Source organism: Chlorobaculum thiosulfatiphilum, assembly GCF_006265165.1.
GTDB classification, from domain to species: Bacteria; Bacteroidota; Chlorobiia; order Chlorobiales; family Chlorobiaceae; genus Chlorobaculum; species Chlorobaculum thiosulfatiphilum.
On record NZ_VDCH01000009.1, the window covers coordinates 26,978 to 43,178 of the forward strand.

The window sequence follows — 16,201 nt, forward strand, 5'->3', positions numbered from 1 at the left end:
CAGGGCGGCGGATTGTGGCGGAATTCCGGTAAGAGGATAATCATCCAGGAGAGGCCAATGGCTATCGAGGAAAAGCAGATAAGGTACCGCATCAGTGATATTGCCAGGGAGCTGCAAGTCAGTCCCCAGGAGGTCCTGCAATTTGTGAAGCAGGAAGGAGGCAAGGTTGCTTCCACCTCCTCAATGGTTGGCGAGGAGATGCGCGACATGATTTTCGGCAATTTCAGCCAGGAGAAGAAGCTGGTCGATGAGACCCGCAAGATCAGGGCTGAAAAGCAGAAGCGCCTCACCAGGCTCGAAGAGCAGTCGAGGAAAGCGTACGAAAAGGAGCAGCAGCTCAAGGAGAGCCTGAGCAGCACCCCGCCGCCGTCGCCCGCCGTCGCGCATGTGCCTGAACTTAAATTCGAGATTCCTCCCGAAGCCGCCAAGCCTGTTGCCGTCGAACCGCCCCCCGCACCGCCGGTCGCTGTCGCGCCGCCTCAGCCGGAACCGGTTGTCGAGCAGCCATCCGCCGCCAAACCTGTCACTGAACCGGTTGCCAAGGAGCCTGCGCCCGTTGCTCCGCCTGTCGAGCCTGTTGTCGAAGTGAAACCGGTGGTCGCGGAGCCTGCTCCCGAACCGGAGCCTGTCGCGGTGGTCAAAGAGCCGGAGGCGATCACGCTGCTGGTTCAGACGCTGCCCGAGTCGATGCTGACCTACGAAGCGCCGCAGAAGATCGGTGGTCTGACCGTTCTCGGTACGATCGATGTTATCAGCGAAGCGGATCGCAAAAAGAAGTCCCGCAAGAAGAATTTCAGGGAGAACGCCGTCGAGCTCAAGGGAGAGTTCGAAAATGCGGTGAGTCCCAGCACCGAAGGTGGCGAGGCGGCCAAGAAAAAAGCCGCAAAGGCTCCAGGCGAGGCTTCGACCACGACTGCTGCCGGGGAAGAGTCCGCAGCCGCCAAGAAAAAGAAGGGCAAGAAGAAAAAGAAGGTCGAGGTTGATGACAAGGTCATCTCCAAGAATATCAAGAGCACCATCAGTGGCATGGAAGACAGCGGATCGTCGGGTTCCCGCCAGAAGTTCCGCAAGATGCGCCGAATGGAGCGCGAGCGCGAATACGAGGAGGCCGAGGCGATGCGCGAGGCCGAAAAGACCCTCATGCGCGTAACCGAGTACGCCTCGCCGCACGAGCTTGCCGAACTGATGGGCCTGACCGCCAAGGAGATCATCCAGAAGTGCTTCTCGATGGGCAAGTTCGTCACGATCAACCAGCGTCTCGACAAGGAGACCATCGAGCTGATCGGTCTCGAATTCGGCTTCGAGGCTGAGTTCATCTCCGAGATCGAGGCCACTTCGATCGAGGAGCGGATCGATAATGAAGAGGACATGCAGATTCGTCCGCCGGTGGTGACGATCATGGGCCACGTCGATCACGGCAAGACCTCGCTGCTCGACTACATCCGCCGCAGCAACGTGGTGGCTGGCGAATCGGGCGGCATCACCCAGCACATCGGCGCGTACGAGGTGGAGGTCGAGAAAGGCCGTCACATTACCTTCCTCGACACGCCCGGTCACGAAGCCTTTACGGCCATGCGCGCCCGAGGCGCCCAGGTGACCGACATCGTCATCCTCGTCGTGGCTGCCGACGACAGCGTCATGCCGCAGACCATCGAGGCGATCAACCACTCCAAGGCGGCGGGTGTGCCCATCGTCGTGGCGCTCAACAAGATCGACAAGCCCGAGGCCAACGTCGAGAAGATCAAGACGCAGCTTTCCGAAGCGGGCGTGATGGTCGAGGACTGGGGCGGAGAGTGCCAGTGCCAGGAGATTTCGGCCAAAAAAGGTCTGAACATCAAGGAGCTGATGGACAAGGTGCTCACCGAAGCGGAAATCCGCGAGCTGAAGGGCAACTTTTCCAGAGAGGTTCCCGCCAGCGGCATCATCGTCGAATCGGAGCTCGACAAGGGCAAGGGCGTGGTTTCGACCGTGCTCGTGCAGCGCGGTTTCCTGAAGGTTGGCGATCCGTTCGTGGCCGGCAACACGATGGGCAAGGTCAGGGCCCTCATGGACGAGCGCGGCAAGCGCATTCCGGAGGCCGGGCCATCCAGGCCGGTGCGCGTACTCGGTTTCGAAGACCTGCCGCAGTCCGGCGACGCCTTGACGGTGATGTTGTCCGACAGGGAGGCTCGTGATGTGGCCCAGAAGCGCCAGGTCATCAGGCGCGAGCACGAGTTCCGTCGCAGCACCCGCGTCAAGCTCGACAGCATCGCCCGCCAGATCAAGGAGGGCCTCAAAAAGGAGCTGAGCGTCATCATCAAGGCCGATACCGACGGCTCGATCCAGGCGCTCGCCGACGGCCTGATGAAGATTCACAACGAAGAGGTCAAGGTGCAGATTATCCACCAGGGTGTCGGCCAGATCACCGAAACCGACGTGCTGCTCGCCGCCGCTTCGGACGCGATCATCATCGGCTTCCGGGTGCGCCCGAACGTCAACGCCAAGCGGCTTGCCGAGAAGGAAGACCTCGACGTGCGCTTCTACAGCGTTATCTACCACGTGCTCGAAGATGTGGAGAAGGCGCTCGAAGGCATGTTGTCGCCTGAACTGCACGAGGAGAGCCTCGGTTCGATCGAGATCCGCCAGGTCTTCCGCGTACCCAAGGTGGGCAACGTCGGCGGCGCGTACGTGCTGGAGGGCAAGGTGCCGCGCGACTCGAAAGTCCGGTTGCTGCGCGACGGTGTGCAGATTTTCGAAGGCCAGCTCGACTCGCTCAAGCGCTTCAAGGATGACGTCAAGGAGGTCGATGCCGGCTACGAGTGCGGCGTCAGCCTCAAGGGATACGACGATATCAAGGTTGGCGACGTCGTCGAGGCCTTCAAGATCGTCGAGAAAAAACGCAAGCTCTGAGCTTAAAGGAGAGCCGACATGTCGATACGAACCGATAAAGTCTCCTCGTTGTTGCAGCGGGAGTTGAGCGCGATTTTCGAGAAGGAGCTGCCGAGAAGCGGCCCGCTGGTGACCGTGACCGAGGTGAGAATCACCGCCGATCTCGGCATCGCGCGGGTCTATGTCTCCGTGATCGGCTCCGAGGAGCAGCGCGCGGAGGTGATGGAGTATCTTCACGCCGAAAACAAGATGATCCGCAAAACGCTCTCTTCGAAAATCCGCCACCAGTTCCGGCGGATTCCGGAGCTGGCGTTCTACGAAGACCGCCTCTTCGAGCAGGCCAACCGGATCGAGCAGTTGCTCAAATCGGTCAAGCCTGCACGGGATGAAGCGCAGCAGTAACCCGAATTGTCCGGAACCGGGAGCGCGATGATCGAACAAGGTCGCATGTCCGTCCTCAGCGAGGAGGGCGATTACCTGCTGGTTGACAAGCCGCTCGACTGGACTTCGTTCGACGTGGTGGCCAAGATTCGCGGCGCGTACAAGCGCCACGGCGCGAAGCGCAAGGTTGGCCACTGCGGTACACTCGACCCGAAGGCCACGGGCCTGTTGATTCTCGCCACGGGCCGCAAGACCAAGACCATCTCATCGCTTGAAATCCTCGACAAGGCCTACGAGGGGGTCATCAAGCTTGGCGCCAAAACGGCGAGCCACGACACGGAGGGCGAAGAGTACGATCTTCGCGATGCGTCGCATCTCGGCGAAGAGGCGATCCGCCAGGCCGCCGCATCGATGCTCGGCGAGCGGATGCAGCAGCCTCCGATGCACTCGGCGGTCTGGCACAACGGCCAGCGCCTCTACGAGCTGGCCCGCAAGGGCCAGGAGGTCAAAGAGCGCAAGGCTCGCCGGATAGAGATTCACCAGTTTGACATTACCGGAGTGTCGCTGCCTTACGTCCACTTTTTCATCAAGGTTTCCAAGGGAGCCTATATCCGGGTGATCGCCCACGAACTGGGCGAACTGCTTGGCGTTGGCGGCTATCTCGCCGAGTTGAAACGGGTGGCGATAGGGCAGTACCAGCTTTCGGATGCGGCGAGCGTCGGCGAGATCGTTGACGAAATTGGCCGCGTCGCCATATCGGCCATCGAAGAGTAAAACAGCCAGAAGTATGCGCGTCGTATTTTTGCAGGGCGATACGGTTCTCGATCCCGCCACCGGAATGCCGGTCGAGCTGACGGCTGAACCTTCAGCCGTGACCATCGGTTCGTTCGATGGACTCCATGTCGGCCACCGGAAGATCATCAGCTCCATGATCGGCCATGCCCAGGAACTCGGTCTCAGAAGCGTCGTGGTGACGTTCGAGCCGCATCCGAGGATCGTGCTCGACGGCAGCGACCGGTGCGCGGTGCGGCTGCTTTCCACTTTCGAGGAGAAGGTGAGCCAGTTCAGGACGATGTCGATCGACCTTTTGTTCGTGGTGCGCTTCGACCGTGAGTTCGCCTCGAAAAGCTCCGAAGCATTCATTCGGGAGGTGTTGGTGCAGCGGCTCGGCGCGCGTCATGTCACCGTCGGCTACGATCACGGCTTCGGCAGCAAGCGGGGCGGCAGTGAAGAGACGCTGCTCACGCTCGGCACGGAGTGCGGTTTCAGCGTCGATGTGGTCGGCGAGGTGATCGTCGGAGGTTCACCGGTATCGAGCACCCGGATCAGGCGCTTGCTCGACGCGGCAGAGATTCGCGAGGCCAACGAATGCCTCGGAGCGCCCTACTCGATCAGCGGCACGGTCATCGAGGGCGACAAACTTGGTCGCGCCATCGGCTTCCCGACGGCGAACCTTGCCCTTTCCGATAGCTGCAAAATGCTTCCGGCTCACGGCGTCTATGCTGCGAGCGTCGAGATCGACGGCCAGGAGTACCCGGCCATGATGAACATTGGCCGCCGCCCGACCGTCGCCGACAATGGCGAGGTGAGGGTGGAAGCCCACATCATCGGTTTTTCAGGCAATCTGTACGGACGCTTTCTGATTGTGCGGTTGCTTGGTTTCATCAGGGCCGAGCAGCGCTTCGCGTCGATCGATGAACTTCGGGCGCAGCTCGAACTCGATAAAAAAGAAGCGAGATTATACAAGAAATAATGTTACATTACAGGCCATTTTTTTATTTCGTTTTCACTCACACATTATACAGCAAACATCATGGGTCTGACAAAAGAACACAAAACCGAGATTATTACGAAGTTTGGTGATTCTGCGACGGATACCGGAAAAGCGGAAGTGCAGGTTGCCCTGTTCAGCCGCAGGATCACCGATCTGACCGGTCATCTTCAGCAGCATCCCAAAGACAAACACTCACGCCGCGGCCTGTTGATGCTGGTCGGCAAGCGCAAGCGAGTGCTGAACTACCTCAAGAAAGTCGATATCGAGCGTTACCGCAAGGTGCTCGCTGATCTCGATCTGCGTAAATAATTGGTATTGTGCACTGGAACCTGCGGGGTTTCTGCTTCGCAGGTATCTTCAAGAATGTAAGATGGGAAGTGTATGTTGGAAAGCATGACCGGATACGGCAGCGCCGAGCGTTCGGAAAAAGGCATGAAAGTGCTTGTCGAACTGCGTTCGGTCAATAATCGTTTCGCCGAAATCGGGGTCAAGCTGCCGCGGCAGTTGCTGTCGTGGGAGCTGGAGGTCAGGGAGCTGATCCGCGCCAGTTTCCAGCGCGGCAAGATATCGGCGTTCGTCCAGCTTCAGCTCGACGAGGCCGAGCAGTTGCCGGTGACCGTGAATCCCTCCAAAGTCAGGGCTTACAAGTCGCTTCTCGAAACCGTGCGCCGGGAGGCGGAAGTCGAAGCGCCGGTAACGCTTGATCATGTCCTGCGTTTTTCCGAGATTTTCGAGTCTGACCACACCATTCTGGAGCACCCGGACGAAATCTGGCCCATCGCTCAGTCAGCCGTTGTCGAAGCTATCGGTCATCTCAAGGAGATGCGCCAGAAAGAGGGCGAGGAGCTTGCCGGTGATTTCAGGGCGAGAATCGATGAAATCGAGCGCACACTCAAAGAGATCAAGGAGATTGCCGCCGGTAATCTCGAAGCGATCCGTAAACGGTTGGCCTCGAAAATCAGCGCCATTGCCGGACGCGACGTCGAGTACAGCAAGGATCGGCTCGAAATGGAGATCGTCATGGCCGCCGAGCGGCTCGACATCACCGAGGAGTGCATCCGCTTCAACAGCCACAACAAGTTTTTCATCGAAGAGCTGAACAACAGTTCAAGCGGCTCTGGCCGCAAGCTCAATTTCCTCCTGCAGGAGCAGCTCCGCGAGGCCAACACCATCGCGTCAAAGTCGCAGAACGCCGATATTTCGCAGAAGGTGGTGCACATCAAGGAGGAACTCGAAAAGGTCAGGGAGCAGCTTCAAAACATCGAATAAGCCTATGAGCGCGGAACAGGTTTCTGGCCAGGGTCGGCTGATCGTCTTTTCGGCCCCGTCAGGCACCGGAAAATCGACGGTCGCCAAACTCGTGATGGAGCGTCTCGGATCGCTCGAATTTTCGGTCTCGGCCACGACGCGCCAGATGCGCGACGGCGAGCGCGACGGCGTCGATTACCACTTCCTGAGCCGGGAAGCGTTCGAAAAAAAGATTGCTGAAAACGGCTTCATCGAACATGAATTCTTTTTCGGTAACTTCTACGGAACGCTGCTCGACAAGACCGCCGAGGCGATCGAGGCGGGCCGCAATCTGCTTTTCGATCTCGATGTGAAAGGGGCGCTGAACCTCAAAAGCATTTTCGGAGAACGGGCGCTGCTCGTTTTTCTCAAACCCCCGAGCATGGAGGAGCTTGCCCGCCGCTTGCAGGTGCGCCAGAGCGAGAGCGCCGAGGCGCTCAAAACGCGGCTCGAACGGGCGGAGATGGAGCTGTCCCATGCCGGAGAATTTGATTTTGTCGTGGTCAACGACGATCTCGGGCGCACCGTCGATGCGGTCGCCACGCGGATCGCCGAGTTTCTTCCACAATCATAACGCACTATTGCCATGTCGGTCAAACCAGTTGATTTGAACAAGCTGAGAAGTACGCATGAAAATCTCTACGAAACCGTTGTAGCCATTTCGAAGAAAGCAAGGGAGATTCACGAAGAGGAGCGGGCCGAACTCGAAGAGCGCTTGCTGCCGTACAAGGAGATGATCCGGAACCCCGCTTCGGAGTCCGAATCGGAAAAGGTGTTTCCCGAACAGATCGCCATCAGCGTCGAGTTCGAGTGTCGCGAAAAACCCTCCCAGCAGGCGGTGGAGCAGTATTTTGATCATGAGTACGATTATGTTCTCGAAAAGAGTACCGAAACGAAAGTAGCGGAGGGCGAGGATGAAGATGAATCTGACGGGGATTAACCAGATCACGCTCCGGGTCAATGACGTCCGGCTGGCTGAGGAGTTCTACGCCGGAATTCTCGGTTTTCGGGTCGATCATCGCGCCGGGGCGAACATTTCCTACCTGCGGATCAATTCAGACATGCTCGTGCTGGTCAAGGCGGAAACGCCGGGTTCGGCCGATGCGAGGGATATTCGCGTGGATCATTTCGGCTTCAGGCTGGCCTCGGACGCCGAGGTCGATGAGGCGGCCGTCTATCTCGACGATCGCGGCGTACATCTTGTTACACGTCCCGCGCATCGCCGCGAGGGACGCGCCTTTTTCGTGATGGACCCGGACGGCAACCTGATCGAGTTTTACTCCATGAAAGCCACGGGCCTGGAGTCTCCGACGGAGAGGATCGATACCCGCACGGCCAGCGAAATCGCCTCGGACTCCCGCCGTGAGCTTGCCGATACCGGCGAGGTAAAAAAGACGAGGCGCTCACGCAAGTAAGCCGGGAATCGCCGTTTCCTTGTTCCACAACCCTTCGACGGGATAACAGTCATGCATATCGGTGTCCTCACCGGCGGCGGTGACGCCCCCGGCATCAACGCGTGCATCAAGACCATCGTGACGATCAGCGCCGAAAAGGGGCACCGGGTGACCGGTATTCGCCGGGGCTGGAACGGCTTGCTTGCCTTCGATCCCGACGATCTGGCTTCCCGCGCCGAGCACATCGCCGATCTCGATCCGGAGCTTGTCCGGCGAATCGACCGCACCGGCGGCACCTTGCTCCATACCAGCCGGATCAACCCCGGCAATCTCAAAAAGAAAGAGATTCCCGCATTTCTTCGCAACTCGCCGCACCTGCTGCGCTCGGGCCTGCATCACTCCGGAAACTTCGATCTGACCGATCATGTGCTTCGCAGCATCGATGCGCTTGGCCTTGATGTCATCATCGTCATCGGCGGGGACGATACGATCGGCTACGCCGAGCATCTCTACCGCAAGGGGGTCAAGGTGATCGGCGTGCCGAAAACGATGGACAACGATGTTTACGGCTCCGACTACTGCATCGGTTTTGGTACGGCCGTGACCCGGAGTGTTCAGTACATCCACCAGCTCCGCACCAGCTCCGGCTCGCACGAGCGCATCACCATCGTCGAGCTGTTCGGGCGCAGCACTGGCGAGACCTGCCTGGTCAGCGCCTATCTGGCCGGCGTTGACCGGGCGCTCATTCCGGAAGCGCCCTTCGATCCCGAAACCCTTGCCGAGTTCGTGATTCAGGACAAGGCGGCCAATCCGAGCCGCTACGCCATGATCGCCATCAGCGAGGGCGCGCGGATGATCGGGAGCAAGATGATCGAATATTGCGGACGGCGCTACGACGAGGATGGCCACGAGCCTGCCGGAATCGGGCAACTGACCCGCGAAACCATCTCGATGCTGACCGGCCAGGAGGTGATCTGCCAGCCGCTAGGCTATCTGATGCGGTCGGGTATTCCCGACGCGCTCGACCTGATGGTGGGCTTCAACTTCGCGCAGCTTGCCGTGGAGCTTGTTGCCGAAGGCGCCTTCGGCGTCATGGTGGCGCTTCAGCAGGGCATCTACACCTGCCTGCCGCTTTCGGAGGTCTCAACGAACACCAAACAGGTCGATATCAGCGAACTCTACGACCCGCGCTGCTACCGCCCGAAGATGAGAAGCGTCATGGGCAAGCCGATGTTTTTGTATTAGCAAGTTTCGCGGCGGCCTGGGAAATCGGGGATTCTGCGGGGGTTGGGTGCTGTGGGACTTATGGGACCGATGGGACTTGTGGGAGAAGAATTTGTCCACCAAGTCCACATTGTCCACCTCGTTCATTTCTCACAAATACTCCTCGCCCAGCAGCAACTGTTCAGCTTCGCGGAGCTGTTCGGGGGTGTTGATGCCGCGGATTTCGTTGGGGTCGGCTACCTTGAAGGCGCACACCTTTTTGCCTTTGCCAAAGCAGATGCCGAACACGTCGGTGAGGTAGTATTCGCCTTGGGCGTTCTTGTTGGTGATGCTGTGCAGAGCTGAAAAAAGCTCGGCGGCGTTGAAGACGTAAACGCCTGAATTGATTTCACTTACCGCTTTCTCCGCCTCCGTGGCATCCTTCTGCTCGACGATTTTCAATACCTCTTCGCCTCCGCCGTTTCTGATGATTCTGCCGTATCCCGTTGGATCGGCCATTTCGGCAGTCAGCACCGTCGCGACCGCCTGCCGCGAACGATGGAAATCGATCAGCTCCCTGAGCGTACGCTCGGTGAAGAGCGGCGCATCTCCCGACAGGATGACGACCTCTCCCTCAAAATCCTTCAGAAGCGGTTCCGACTGCATGACGGCGTGACCGGTGCCAAGTTGCGGCTCCTGCAAGGCGTAATCGACAGGAAAGTCAGCGGTTGCCGCCTGAACCAGTTCGGCCTGGTGACCGACGATGAGTACGATCTTGCCGGGATCGAGCGCCCGCGATTTTTCGATGACATAGGCCACCAGCGGCTTGCCGTTCGCTTCGTGCAGCACCTTCGGGAGATCCGATTTCATTCGTGTGCCTTTACCGGCGGCCATGATGACGATTGAAAGGCTCATAACATTTTATTAAGTAAGGGGTTACGAGAAATTTCAGCCAAGATATTCGTTGTCCGCGCCCACCCGGTGGCGGCGTTTCGGATTGTTCATCCGGTCAACGATGACGATCATCGGTTGCCAGTTCCGCGCCTCCTCCGGCTCCATTTCGGCGAAGGTCATGATGATGATTTCGTCGCCAGGCAGCGCGCAGCGGGCCGCCGCGCCGTTGAGCTGGATTTCGCGCAGACCGCGCGTACCTTCGATGATGTAGGTCTCGAATCGCTCGCCGTTGTTGTTGTTGACCACCAGCACCTTCTCGTTGGCGATCATGTCGGCCATTTCGAGCAGCTCCTTGTCGATGGTGATGCTTCCTTCATATTCAAGGTCTCCACTGGTGACGATGGCGTTGTGGATCTTGGATTTGAGCATGTGTAATTTCATAACGGCGCAAACAGAGTCGAATTATTTGGATAAGGCTTCACCGCTGGCATGGAAAATCCTGTAGTGTTTCATGGCTTCGTCGCTTTCGAAGCCATAACCCCGTATGGTGCGGGAGGGGCCGGAAATCGTGACATATTTGTCCGAGCGAATCATGCGGTCGTGACTGGTGCGCCAGATGTGTTCGGTGCGCATGACCGTGCCGTCAGCCGAACGGATGACGACGTTGTCGAACGCTTCGATATCGTGATTGTCATGCACGATACCCCTGCCTGCCGTAATGAGGGTTGCGCTGCCATCACGGTCGAACAGTTGTACGTTGAGTCCACCATCGAGACGGATTTCCTGTTTCTCTCCCTGACGGTATTCAGACGCATGGCGGGCGCTGACAATCGTTTTGGTCCTGCCATTATCCGACACCACGAGTGTGACATTCCAGCTCTCCTGAGCAGGCATATCTTTTGTCGAAACGGCAGCCGCCGGCATGTGAGACTCCTTTTTGGGAGCGCTACAGCCGACGGCGCTGAACACTATTGCCAGAAATAAAAAGGTTGTCCGGCGAGAATGCAAGGGGCTTCCTGGAGAGTGTTACTTGATTTTCAGCTGGTCGAGCACCTTGAAGGTGATGTCCGACTGGGCATCGCCATACACGCGGGCGCTCTTGTCGAAAATCATGCCGTAACCATCCTTCTGCGCGACCGAAGCGACGGTGGCATCGATTTTCTGACGGATTGGCGCAATCAGCTCCTGCTCCTTCTGGGAGAGCAGCCGCTGTTTTTCCATGGCGCTTTTCTGCAGGTTCTCCTGCTGGGCGCGAAGCTCTTTCTCTTTGGTGGCGTTTGGCTTGCCGGACTTCTGGTACGCCTGGATGGCGCTCTGGAGCGCGTTCTGCTGTTTTGCGAGCTCCGCGCCGCTCTGGTTTTTCATCGTCTGAAGAGACTGGTCGGCGGTTTTGGTTTCCGGCATCATCTGGAAAATCCTGCCGTAATCGACCACGCCGATTTTCTGTGTATTATCAGCGGCAAAAGCCTGTGGGGCCGAGAGGGTCATGCCAAGAGTGAGTGACATGAACAGAAAACCTGATACTGCTTTTTTCATTCCTTTGAAGTCTGTCATTATCGGTGTGTTTAGGTGTTTCATGATACAAAGCGTACGGTTCTTTGGCTTTTCATCGAATCGATACTTCGAAAAGTAACAATTCCGGTTTGAAAATACTATTGCGCCAAAGAAAAACAGGATAAGGCAAATACGCCCTGTCGAGGCCGTGCGGCGCGGGATTTACGCTCTTCGCGGTGTGCGTTTTCTGAATATCTGGCCGGGCTCCTGCTCGACGATCCATTTCAGTTCGAGTTCGAAAAGATGCACCAGAAGGGCGTCGATCTTCATACCGGTCTTTTCGGCGATGAGGTCGATGTGCATCGCGCCCGCCTGGAGCGCTTCGACGATGCACGACTCCTCGATGTCGAGAGCAAGCGGCTCGGGCGCTCCCGTCTGTTTCATCGCGGGGTTTCGCGCCGGATCGAGTTCGGCGAGAATGTCTTCGGCACAGAGCACCGGCCTGGCCTGGTTTTGCTGTATGAGGAAGTTCGCGCCGCGCGAGGCGGCGGAAAAGATGCTGCCCGGCACTGCGAACACTTCGCGGTTCTGTTCGAGGGCGCAGGCGGCGGTGATCATCGAGCCGCCCTTGATGTCCGATTCGACGATCAGTGTGCCCTGCGTCAGGCCGGAGATCAGGCGGTTCCGGCGCGGAAAATTGCCCGGTTCGGGCTTGACGCCGATCCACTCCTCAGAGATGATCGCGCCGCGTTCGAGTATCTTCGGCCAGAGCCGCCCGGCGGGGTCGGTGTAGATGCGGTCGATGCCGCAGCCGAGCACGGCAACGGTGACGCCATCGCTCTCCACGGCCGCGCGGTGCGCCATCATGTCGATGCCGTAGGCCAGGCCGCTGAAGATGGCGTAGCCGTTGCCCGCCATTTCGCGGCAGATGAACTCGGTGGCCTGCTTGCCGTAGGCCGTGGCCTTGCGGGTGCCGACGACGGCGAGCGAGGGCAGCGAGAGCGCCTCGGTATTGCCGCGCGCGAAGAACAGGAGCGGCGGATCGTAAATCTCCTTCAGGAGCGGCGGGTAGGCGGGGTCGAGGATCGTTACGACCGCGGCACCCAGCCGTTCAGCCCGCGCGAGCTGCTCTTCCGCCGCCTCGCGCGCCTTCTGTCGCCACGCCGGGCTTGCGAGCCGCTCGGCGGTTTCGCGGGCGATGGTCTCGCCGATGCCGGGAATCTGGCGCAGCGCGTCGATGTCCGCTTCGAGCAGCGCCGGGGTCGGGCCGAAACGGTTGACAAGGGCGCGCGCCCTTGAGGGGCCGATGCCGGGAAGCTGCGAGATAATGAGCAGCAAAAGCGCAATGCTTTGCTCAGGGGTCGTTGTCATAGTTCGGGGGCAGGGGAGTTGAAGAGAGGCGGGGGGAGGGGTTTCCCCCCGGAAAGTCTCAGAAATCGCGCTTCATGAGGATGTTGGCGAACCCTCGCAGGTAGCCGCGTCCCTCCTCCAGAGGAAGGGCGTCGAGCGCAGCGAAGGCCGCTTCGGTATCCTCGTTGATCTTCGCCCTGGTCTCGTCAAGCACACCGCAGCGCTCGAAGATCGCCTTGACGGCGGGCACGTTGTCGGGCGAGGTGCCCTTGTTGTCGAAGATCGACTGCAACAGCTCGCGGTCGCTGCCTGTGGCCAGTTCGAGCGAGCGGAGCAGGAGCCATGTTTTCTTGCCGTTGATGACGTCTCCGCCCGGCACCTTGCCCGACTTGCCGTCTCCGGCCATGATGTCGAGGTAGTCGTCCTGGATCTGGAAGGCGCGTCCAATTTTCTCGCCGAAGGTGACCAGCGCCGCAATCTGCTCCGGTGTGCCGTCGCCAGCCACGCCGCCCGCTTCGAGCGCCGCCGAAATGAGCCGCCCCGTTTTTTTGGAGATCATGTCGAGGTAGTCGGCGATGGAGACATCCGTGCGCTGTTCCAGCTCCATGTCGAGCGCCTGACCTTCGCAGATGGTGATGTTGGCGTCGTTGAAGATGTGGATCATCTCGGCGTGCCGCGCCGTGAGCGCCTGAAGCGCCAGCTCGTAGGCGTAGGCGATCATCATGTCGCCCGACAGGATCGCGGAGTTGACATTCCACTGCTTGTGCACGGTCGGACGGCCATGGCGCAGGTCGGCGGCATCCATGATGTCGTCGTGCATCAGGGTGAAGTTGTGCAGCACCTCGACGCCGAGGGCGACGCCAAGCGCGTTGTCGCAGGAGCCGCTGACCGCTTCCGAGGCGAGCAGCGTCAGGAACGGACGGATTCGCTTGCCCTTTCCTTCGAGGATGTAGCGAGCCGGGCCGTAGAGCGTGGCGGGACTCTCTTTCTGGAAGCATCGGGCAAGGGCTTCGTTGATTCGTGAGTGGTATTGACGGTACTTGGATTCAACCTGCTCCTGGGTTATCTGTAAAGTCATGGCTCCGGTGCTCAGGGTTTGTGATTGATAGTTGCTCGTTTCAGTGCTTCGATACTGGCCGATCCGGTCAGGAACATCGCCGCCTTGAGGTCGCTGGACCATGCGCGGATGGTCTCGTCGAGCGTTCCGGCGTGGAGCGCGACGAGCATGTGCCGCGCGGAGGCGGCGATGTTTGCGCCGAGGGCGATCGACTTGGCGACGTCAAGGCCGTTGCGGATGCCGCCCGACGAGATCACGCCAAGCGCGGCGTACTGTGGGTTGTGCTGCTTGAGCGCCGCGATGCCGGTCAGACACTCGGCGGTCGGGATGCCCCAGTTCAGCAGCTCGCCCAGCGCCGACGGGCTGAAGCGCTCCTCATTGCCGAAGCGGTCGAGATAGCGGCACTCTTCGACCTTCTGCCAGCTTATGCCGCCCGCTCCGGCCACGTCAATGGCCTTGACGCCCGCGTCAGCGAGCTTCCGCGCGGCGCTCGCCGAGATGCCGCAGCCCACCTCCTTGGCGATCACCGGCACGTCGATGGTGGCGGTAATGTCGTTCAGCTTGTCGAGAAATCCCTTGAAGTCGGTGCTGCCTTCAGGCTGGAACAGCTCTTGCGCCGGGTTGAGATGCACGATCAGCGCGTCGGCCTCGATGAGGTCGATCAATATCGAGAGTTGCTCGCGGCTCAGTCCGGCGGCCACTTCGGGCGCGCCGATGTTGGCGTAGATGGGCGCCGTCGGCGCGGATTTGCGCACAATCGAAAAGCTCTCGCGGTGCGACGAGCCTTCGAGCGCCTGGCGCATACTGCCCACGCCGAGCGGGATGCGGAAGCGTTCGGCAGCTTCGGCCAGGGTGCGGTTCAGGGCGAGGGCGTCACCGTAGCCGCCGGTCATCGAAGAGATCATGATCGGCAGGTCGATCTTCTTGCCGAGGAACTCCGTCGAGAGGTCGATCTCTTTGGAATCGATCTCCGGCGCGGCGTTGTGCTCGAACCTCCACGCGCCGAGGCCGGTATCCTGAAGGTCGAAACAGACCTCGCGGTTCAGGCAGATATCGACGTGGCTGTGCTTGCGTTCAGCGGTTATGGTTGCGCTTGCTTCTTGCATGGGCGGATGGCCGCTTCTGGTTTGAACGATTTTCAGAGGTGCTCTGTAAAGTATAACTTATGGCAAATATCCCATAACTTTTTTCGGGCTTGTCCGGTTTGCGCCTTATGTTCAGAACCCTGTTCGATATAGCCGTCAGGCACATTCTCGGCCGCAAGCGCCAGACGCTCACCACCATGCTTGCCGTGTCGGTCAGCACGATGGTGCTCATCACCACCATCTCGCTCACCAGGGGGCTGCTCGATTCCTTCACCGAAACCATCATCGACGCCGCGCCACACATCCGCATCAAGGGCGAGAAGATCGATCCGGTGCCGACCAATCTGTTCGACGCTGCCGGCTCGAAGAGGGCTTTCGTGGCGGACAATATCGGCAGGGATGAATCCGATGAGGTGCGCAACTACGGGCGAATTCTCGAAATTGTTTCCTCGCCCGCCTTTTCCGGCAAGATCACCGCCGCCTCGCCCTTCGTCGAGTCGCAGATCATGGCGGTCAAGGGGAACCGCAACCAGCCGGTGCTGCTCAGGGGAGTGGAGATCGACCGCGAAGAGCGCATCAGCCACATCGGGCGCAACCTCGTTTCCGGCGATCTGGTGCTGTTCCGGAAAACTCCCGATGCCCTTTTGGTCGGGCGTTCCGTCGCCACCGATCTTGGCGTGGAGCTGAACGACCAGATCACCATCATTTCGTCCGACGGCCGCAGCCGCCAGGGCAAGGTTGCCGGAATTTTTTTCACCGGCATCAACGCCGTCGATAACACGATCCTTTCGTCGCTCAAGCTCGGCCAGATTGTCGAGGGGCTGCCGCCCAACAAGGTTACCGGCATTTCGCTGAAGGTTGCCGACCCGCTCGACGACGCGCCGCTGGCCGACGAGCTTGAGCGCATAACCGGCTACCGTTGCATGACTTGGCAGGAGGAGAATGAGAGCGTGTTGGTGCTCTTCAAGCGGATCGGCTCCATCGTGCTGTCGCTCGTGGGTTTCGTTGGCGTGGTGTCGGGCTTCGGCGTGGCAAATATCCTCGTGACGACGGTTTTCGAGAAGAGCCGCGACATCGCCATCATGAAGTCGTTCGGCTTTTCGTCGGCGCAGATGGTGGGGCTGTTCGTTTTCGAGGGGTTTCTGGTCGGCCTCGGCGGCGCGCTCGCCGGAGGCCTCATGGCGACCGGCTCAATCGGGTTTCTGGCCAGCTTGCAGATCGAAAGCTCGCAGGGGCCGCTGACCAAAAGCGGCTTCAGCATGTCGTGGAACCCCTGGTACTTTTTCTTCGTCATCGTCGTGACGGTCATCATCAGCACCATCGCCGCCGCGATCCCCTCGCTCCGCGCCGCCCGCCTGGAGCCGGTGACGGTGCTGCGGGAGAGCAATCTTTGAGGCTTTGGGGTTGGTGCGGA

At 59.5% G+C, this 16,201-nt stretch carries 18 protein-coding genes; 11 read left to right on the top strand and 7 right to left on the bottom strand.

Features of this window, described 5'->3' with window-relative positions:
- Window positions 1-57 precede the first annotated feature (57 nt).
- The 10 genes from infB (at window position 58) to FGF66_RS05860 (ending at window position 8,949) form a co-directional block, all read left to right on the top strand.
- Window positions 58-2,889, top strand: a complete 2,832-nt coding sequence (gene infB, locus FGF66_RS05815; RefSeq protein WP_139456737.1) for a translation initiation factor IF-2 — start codon at window positions 58-60, stop codon at window positions 2,887-2,889.
- 18 nt (window positions 2,890-2,907) lie between these two features.
- Window positions 2,908-3,270, top strand: coding sequence for a 30S ribosome-binding factor RbfA (gene rbfA, locus FGF66_RS05820; protein ID WP_139456738.1), 363 nt, complete (start codon window positions 2,908-2,910; stop codon window positions 3,268-3,270).
- 27 nt (window positions 3,271-3,297) lie between these two features.
- A complete protein-coding gene (gene truB / locus FGF66_RS05825) occupies window positions 3,298-4,023 on the top strand; it encodes a tRNA pseudouridine(55) synthase TruB (RefSeq protein ID WP_139456739.1) in 726 nt (241 codons plus the stop codon).
- Window positions 4,024-4,036: 13 nt separating this feature from the next.
- Window positions 4,037-5,002 (top strand): bifunctional riboflavin kinase/FAD synthetase, encoded by a 966-nt coding sequence (locus FGF66_RS05830; RefSeq protein ID WP_139456740.1) that lies wholly within the window; start codon window positions 4,037-4,039, stop codon window positions 5,000-5,002.
- Window positions 5,003-5,062: 60 nt separating this feature from the next.
- Complete coding sequence (gene rpsO / locus FGF66_RS05835; RefSeq protein WP_069808597.1) at window positions 5,063-5,332, top strand: 30S ribosomal protein S15; 270 nt, start codon at window positions 5,063-5,065, stop codon at window positions 5,330-5,332.
- A 72-nt stretch (window positions 5,333-5,404) separates the two neighbouring features.
- Window positions 5,405-6,292 carry a YicC/YloC family endoribonuclease gene (locus tag FGF66_RS05840; protein ID WP_139456741.1) on the top strand — a complete coding sequence of 296 codons (888 nt, stop codon included), beginning with the start codon at window positions 5,405-5,407 and terminating at the stop codon, window positions 6,290-6,292.
- 4 nt (window positions 6,293-6,296) lie between these two features.
- A complete protein-coding gene (gene gmk, locus FGF66_RS05845; protein WP_139456742.1) occupies window positions 6,297-6,884 on the top strand; it encodes a guanylate kinase in 588 nt (195 codons plus the stop codon).
- Between the two features lie 12 nt (window positions 6,885-6,896).
- The gene (locus FGF66_RS05850; protein WP_139456743.1) at window positions 6,897-7,250 is read left to right on the top strand and encodes a hypothetical protein; all 354 of its coding nucleotides are present in this window, start codon (window positions 6,897-6,899) and stop codon (window positions 7,248-7,250) included.
- Window positions 7,231-7,725 (top strand): VOC family protein, encoded by a 495-nt coding sequence (locus FGF66_RS05855; protein WP_139456783.1) that lies wholly within the window; start codon window positions 7,231-7,233, stop codon window positions 7,723-7,725. Before FGF66_RS05850 ends, FGF66_RS05855 begins: the two co-directional genes overlap by 20 nt.
- Before the next feature lie 51 nt (window positions 7,726-7,776).
- Window positions 7,777-8,949 carry a 6-phosphofructokinase gene (locus tag FGF66_RS05860; RefSeq protein ID WP_139456744.1) on the top strand — a complete coding sequence of 391 codons (1,173 nt, stop codon included), beginning with the start codon at window positions 7,777-7,779 and terminating at the stop codon, window positions 8,947-8,949.
- A gap of 129 nt (window positions 8,950-9,078) precedes the next feature.
- On the opposite strand, the gene FGF66_RS05865 is transcribed toward FGF66_RS05860, so the two are convergent.
- The 7 genes from FGF66_RS05865 to fni all read right to left on the bottom strand — a co-directional run bounded on the left by FGF66_RS05865 (window position 9,079) and on the right by fni (window position 14,808).
- A complete protein-coding gene (locus FGF66_RS05865) occupies window positions 9,079-9,822 on the bottom strand; it encodes a sugar phosphate nucleotidyltransferase (protein ID WP_139456745.1) in 744 nt (247 codons plus the stop codon).
- Between the two features lie 33 nt (window positions 9,823-9,855).
- Window positions 9,856-10,242 carry an aspartate 1-decarboxylase gene (gene panD / locus FGF66_RS05870; protein ID WP_139456746.1) on the bottom strand — a complete coding sequence of 129 codons (387 nt, stop codon included), beginning with the start codon at window positions 10,240-10,242 and terminating at the stop codon, window positions 9,856-9,858.
- 21 nt (window positions 10,243-10,263) lie between these two features.
- On the bottom strand, window positions 10,264-10,809 hold the full coding sequence (gene lptC / locus FGF66_RS05875) for an LPS export ABC transporter periplasmic protein LptC (RefSeq protein ID WP_281279055.1): 546 nt from the start codon (window positions 10,807-10,809) through the stop codon (window positions 10,264-10,266).
- Between the two features lie 18 nt (window positions 10,810-10,827).
- Window positions 10,828-11,307, bottom strand: a complete 480-nt coding sequence (locus FGF66_RS05880) for an OmpH family outer membrane protein (protein WP_246046599.1) — start codon at window positions 11,305-11,307, stop codon at window positions 10,828-10,830.
- A gap of 210 nt (window positions 11,308-11,517) precedes the next feature.
- Window positions 11,518-12,666 carry a DNA-processing protein DprA gene (gene dprA / locus FGF66_RS05885; RefSeq protein WP_139456748.1) on the bottom strand — a complete coding sequence of 383 codons (1,149 nt, stop codon included), beginning with the start codon at window positions 12,664-12,666 and terminating at the stop codon, window positions 11,518-11,520.
- 58 nt (window positions 12,667-12,724) lie between these two features.
- Window positions 12,725-13,723, bottom strand: a complete 999-nt coding sequence (locus tag FGF66_RS05890; RefSeq protein ID WP_139456749.1) for a polyprenyl synthetase family protein — start codon at window positions 13,721-13,723, stop codon at window positions 12,725-12,727.
- An 11-nt stretch (window positions 13,724-13,734) separates the two neighbouring features.
- Entirely contained in the window at window positions 13,735-14,808 is a 1,074-nt protein-coding gene (gene fni, locus FGF66_RS05895; protein WP_139456750.1) for a type 2 isopentenyl-diphosphate Delta-isomerase, read from the bottom strand.
- Between the two features lie 107 nt (window positions 14,809-14,915).
- On the opposite strand from fni, the gene FGF66_RS05900 reads away from it, so the two are divergent.
- Complete coding sequence (locus tag FGF66_RS05900; RefSeq protein ID WP_139456751.1) at window positions 14,916-16,181, top strand: ABC transporter permease; 1,266 nt, start codon at window positions 14,916-14,918, stop codon at window positions 16,179-16,181.
- Window positions 16,182-16,201: the final 20 nt, after the last annotated feature.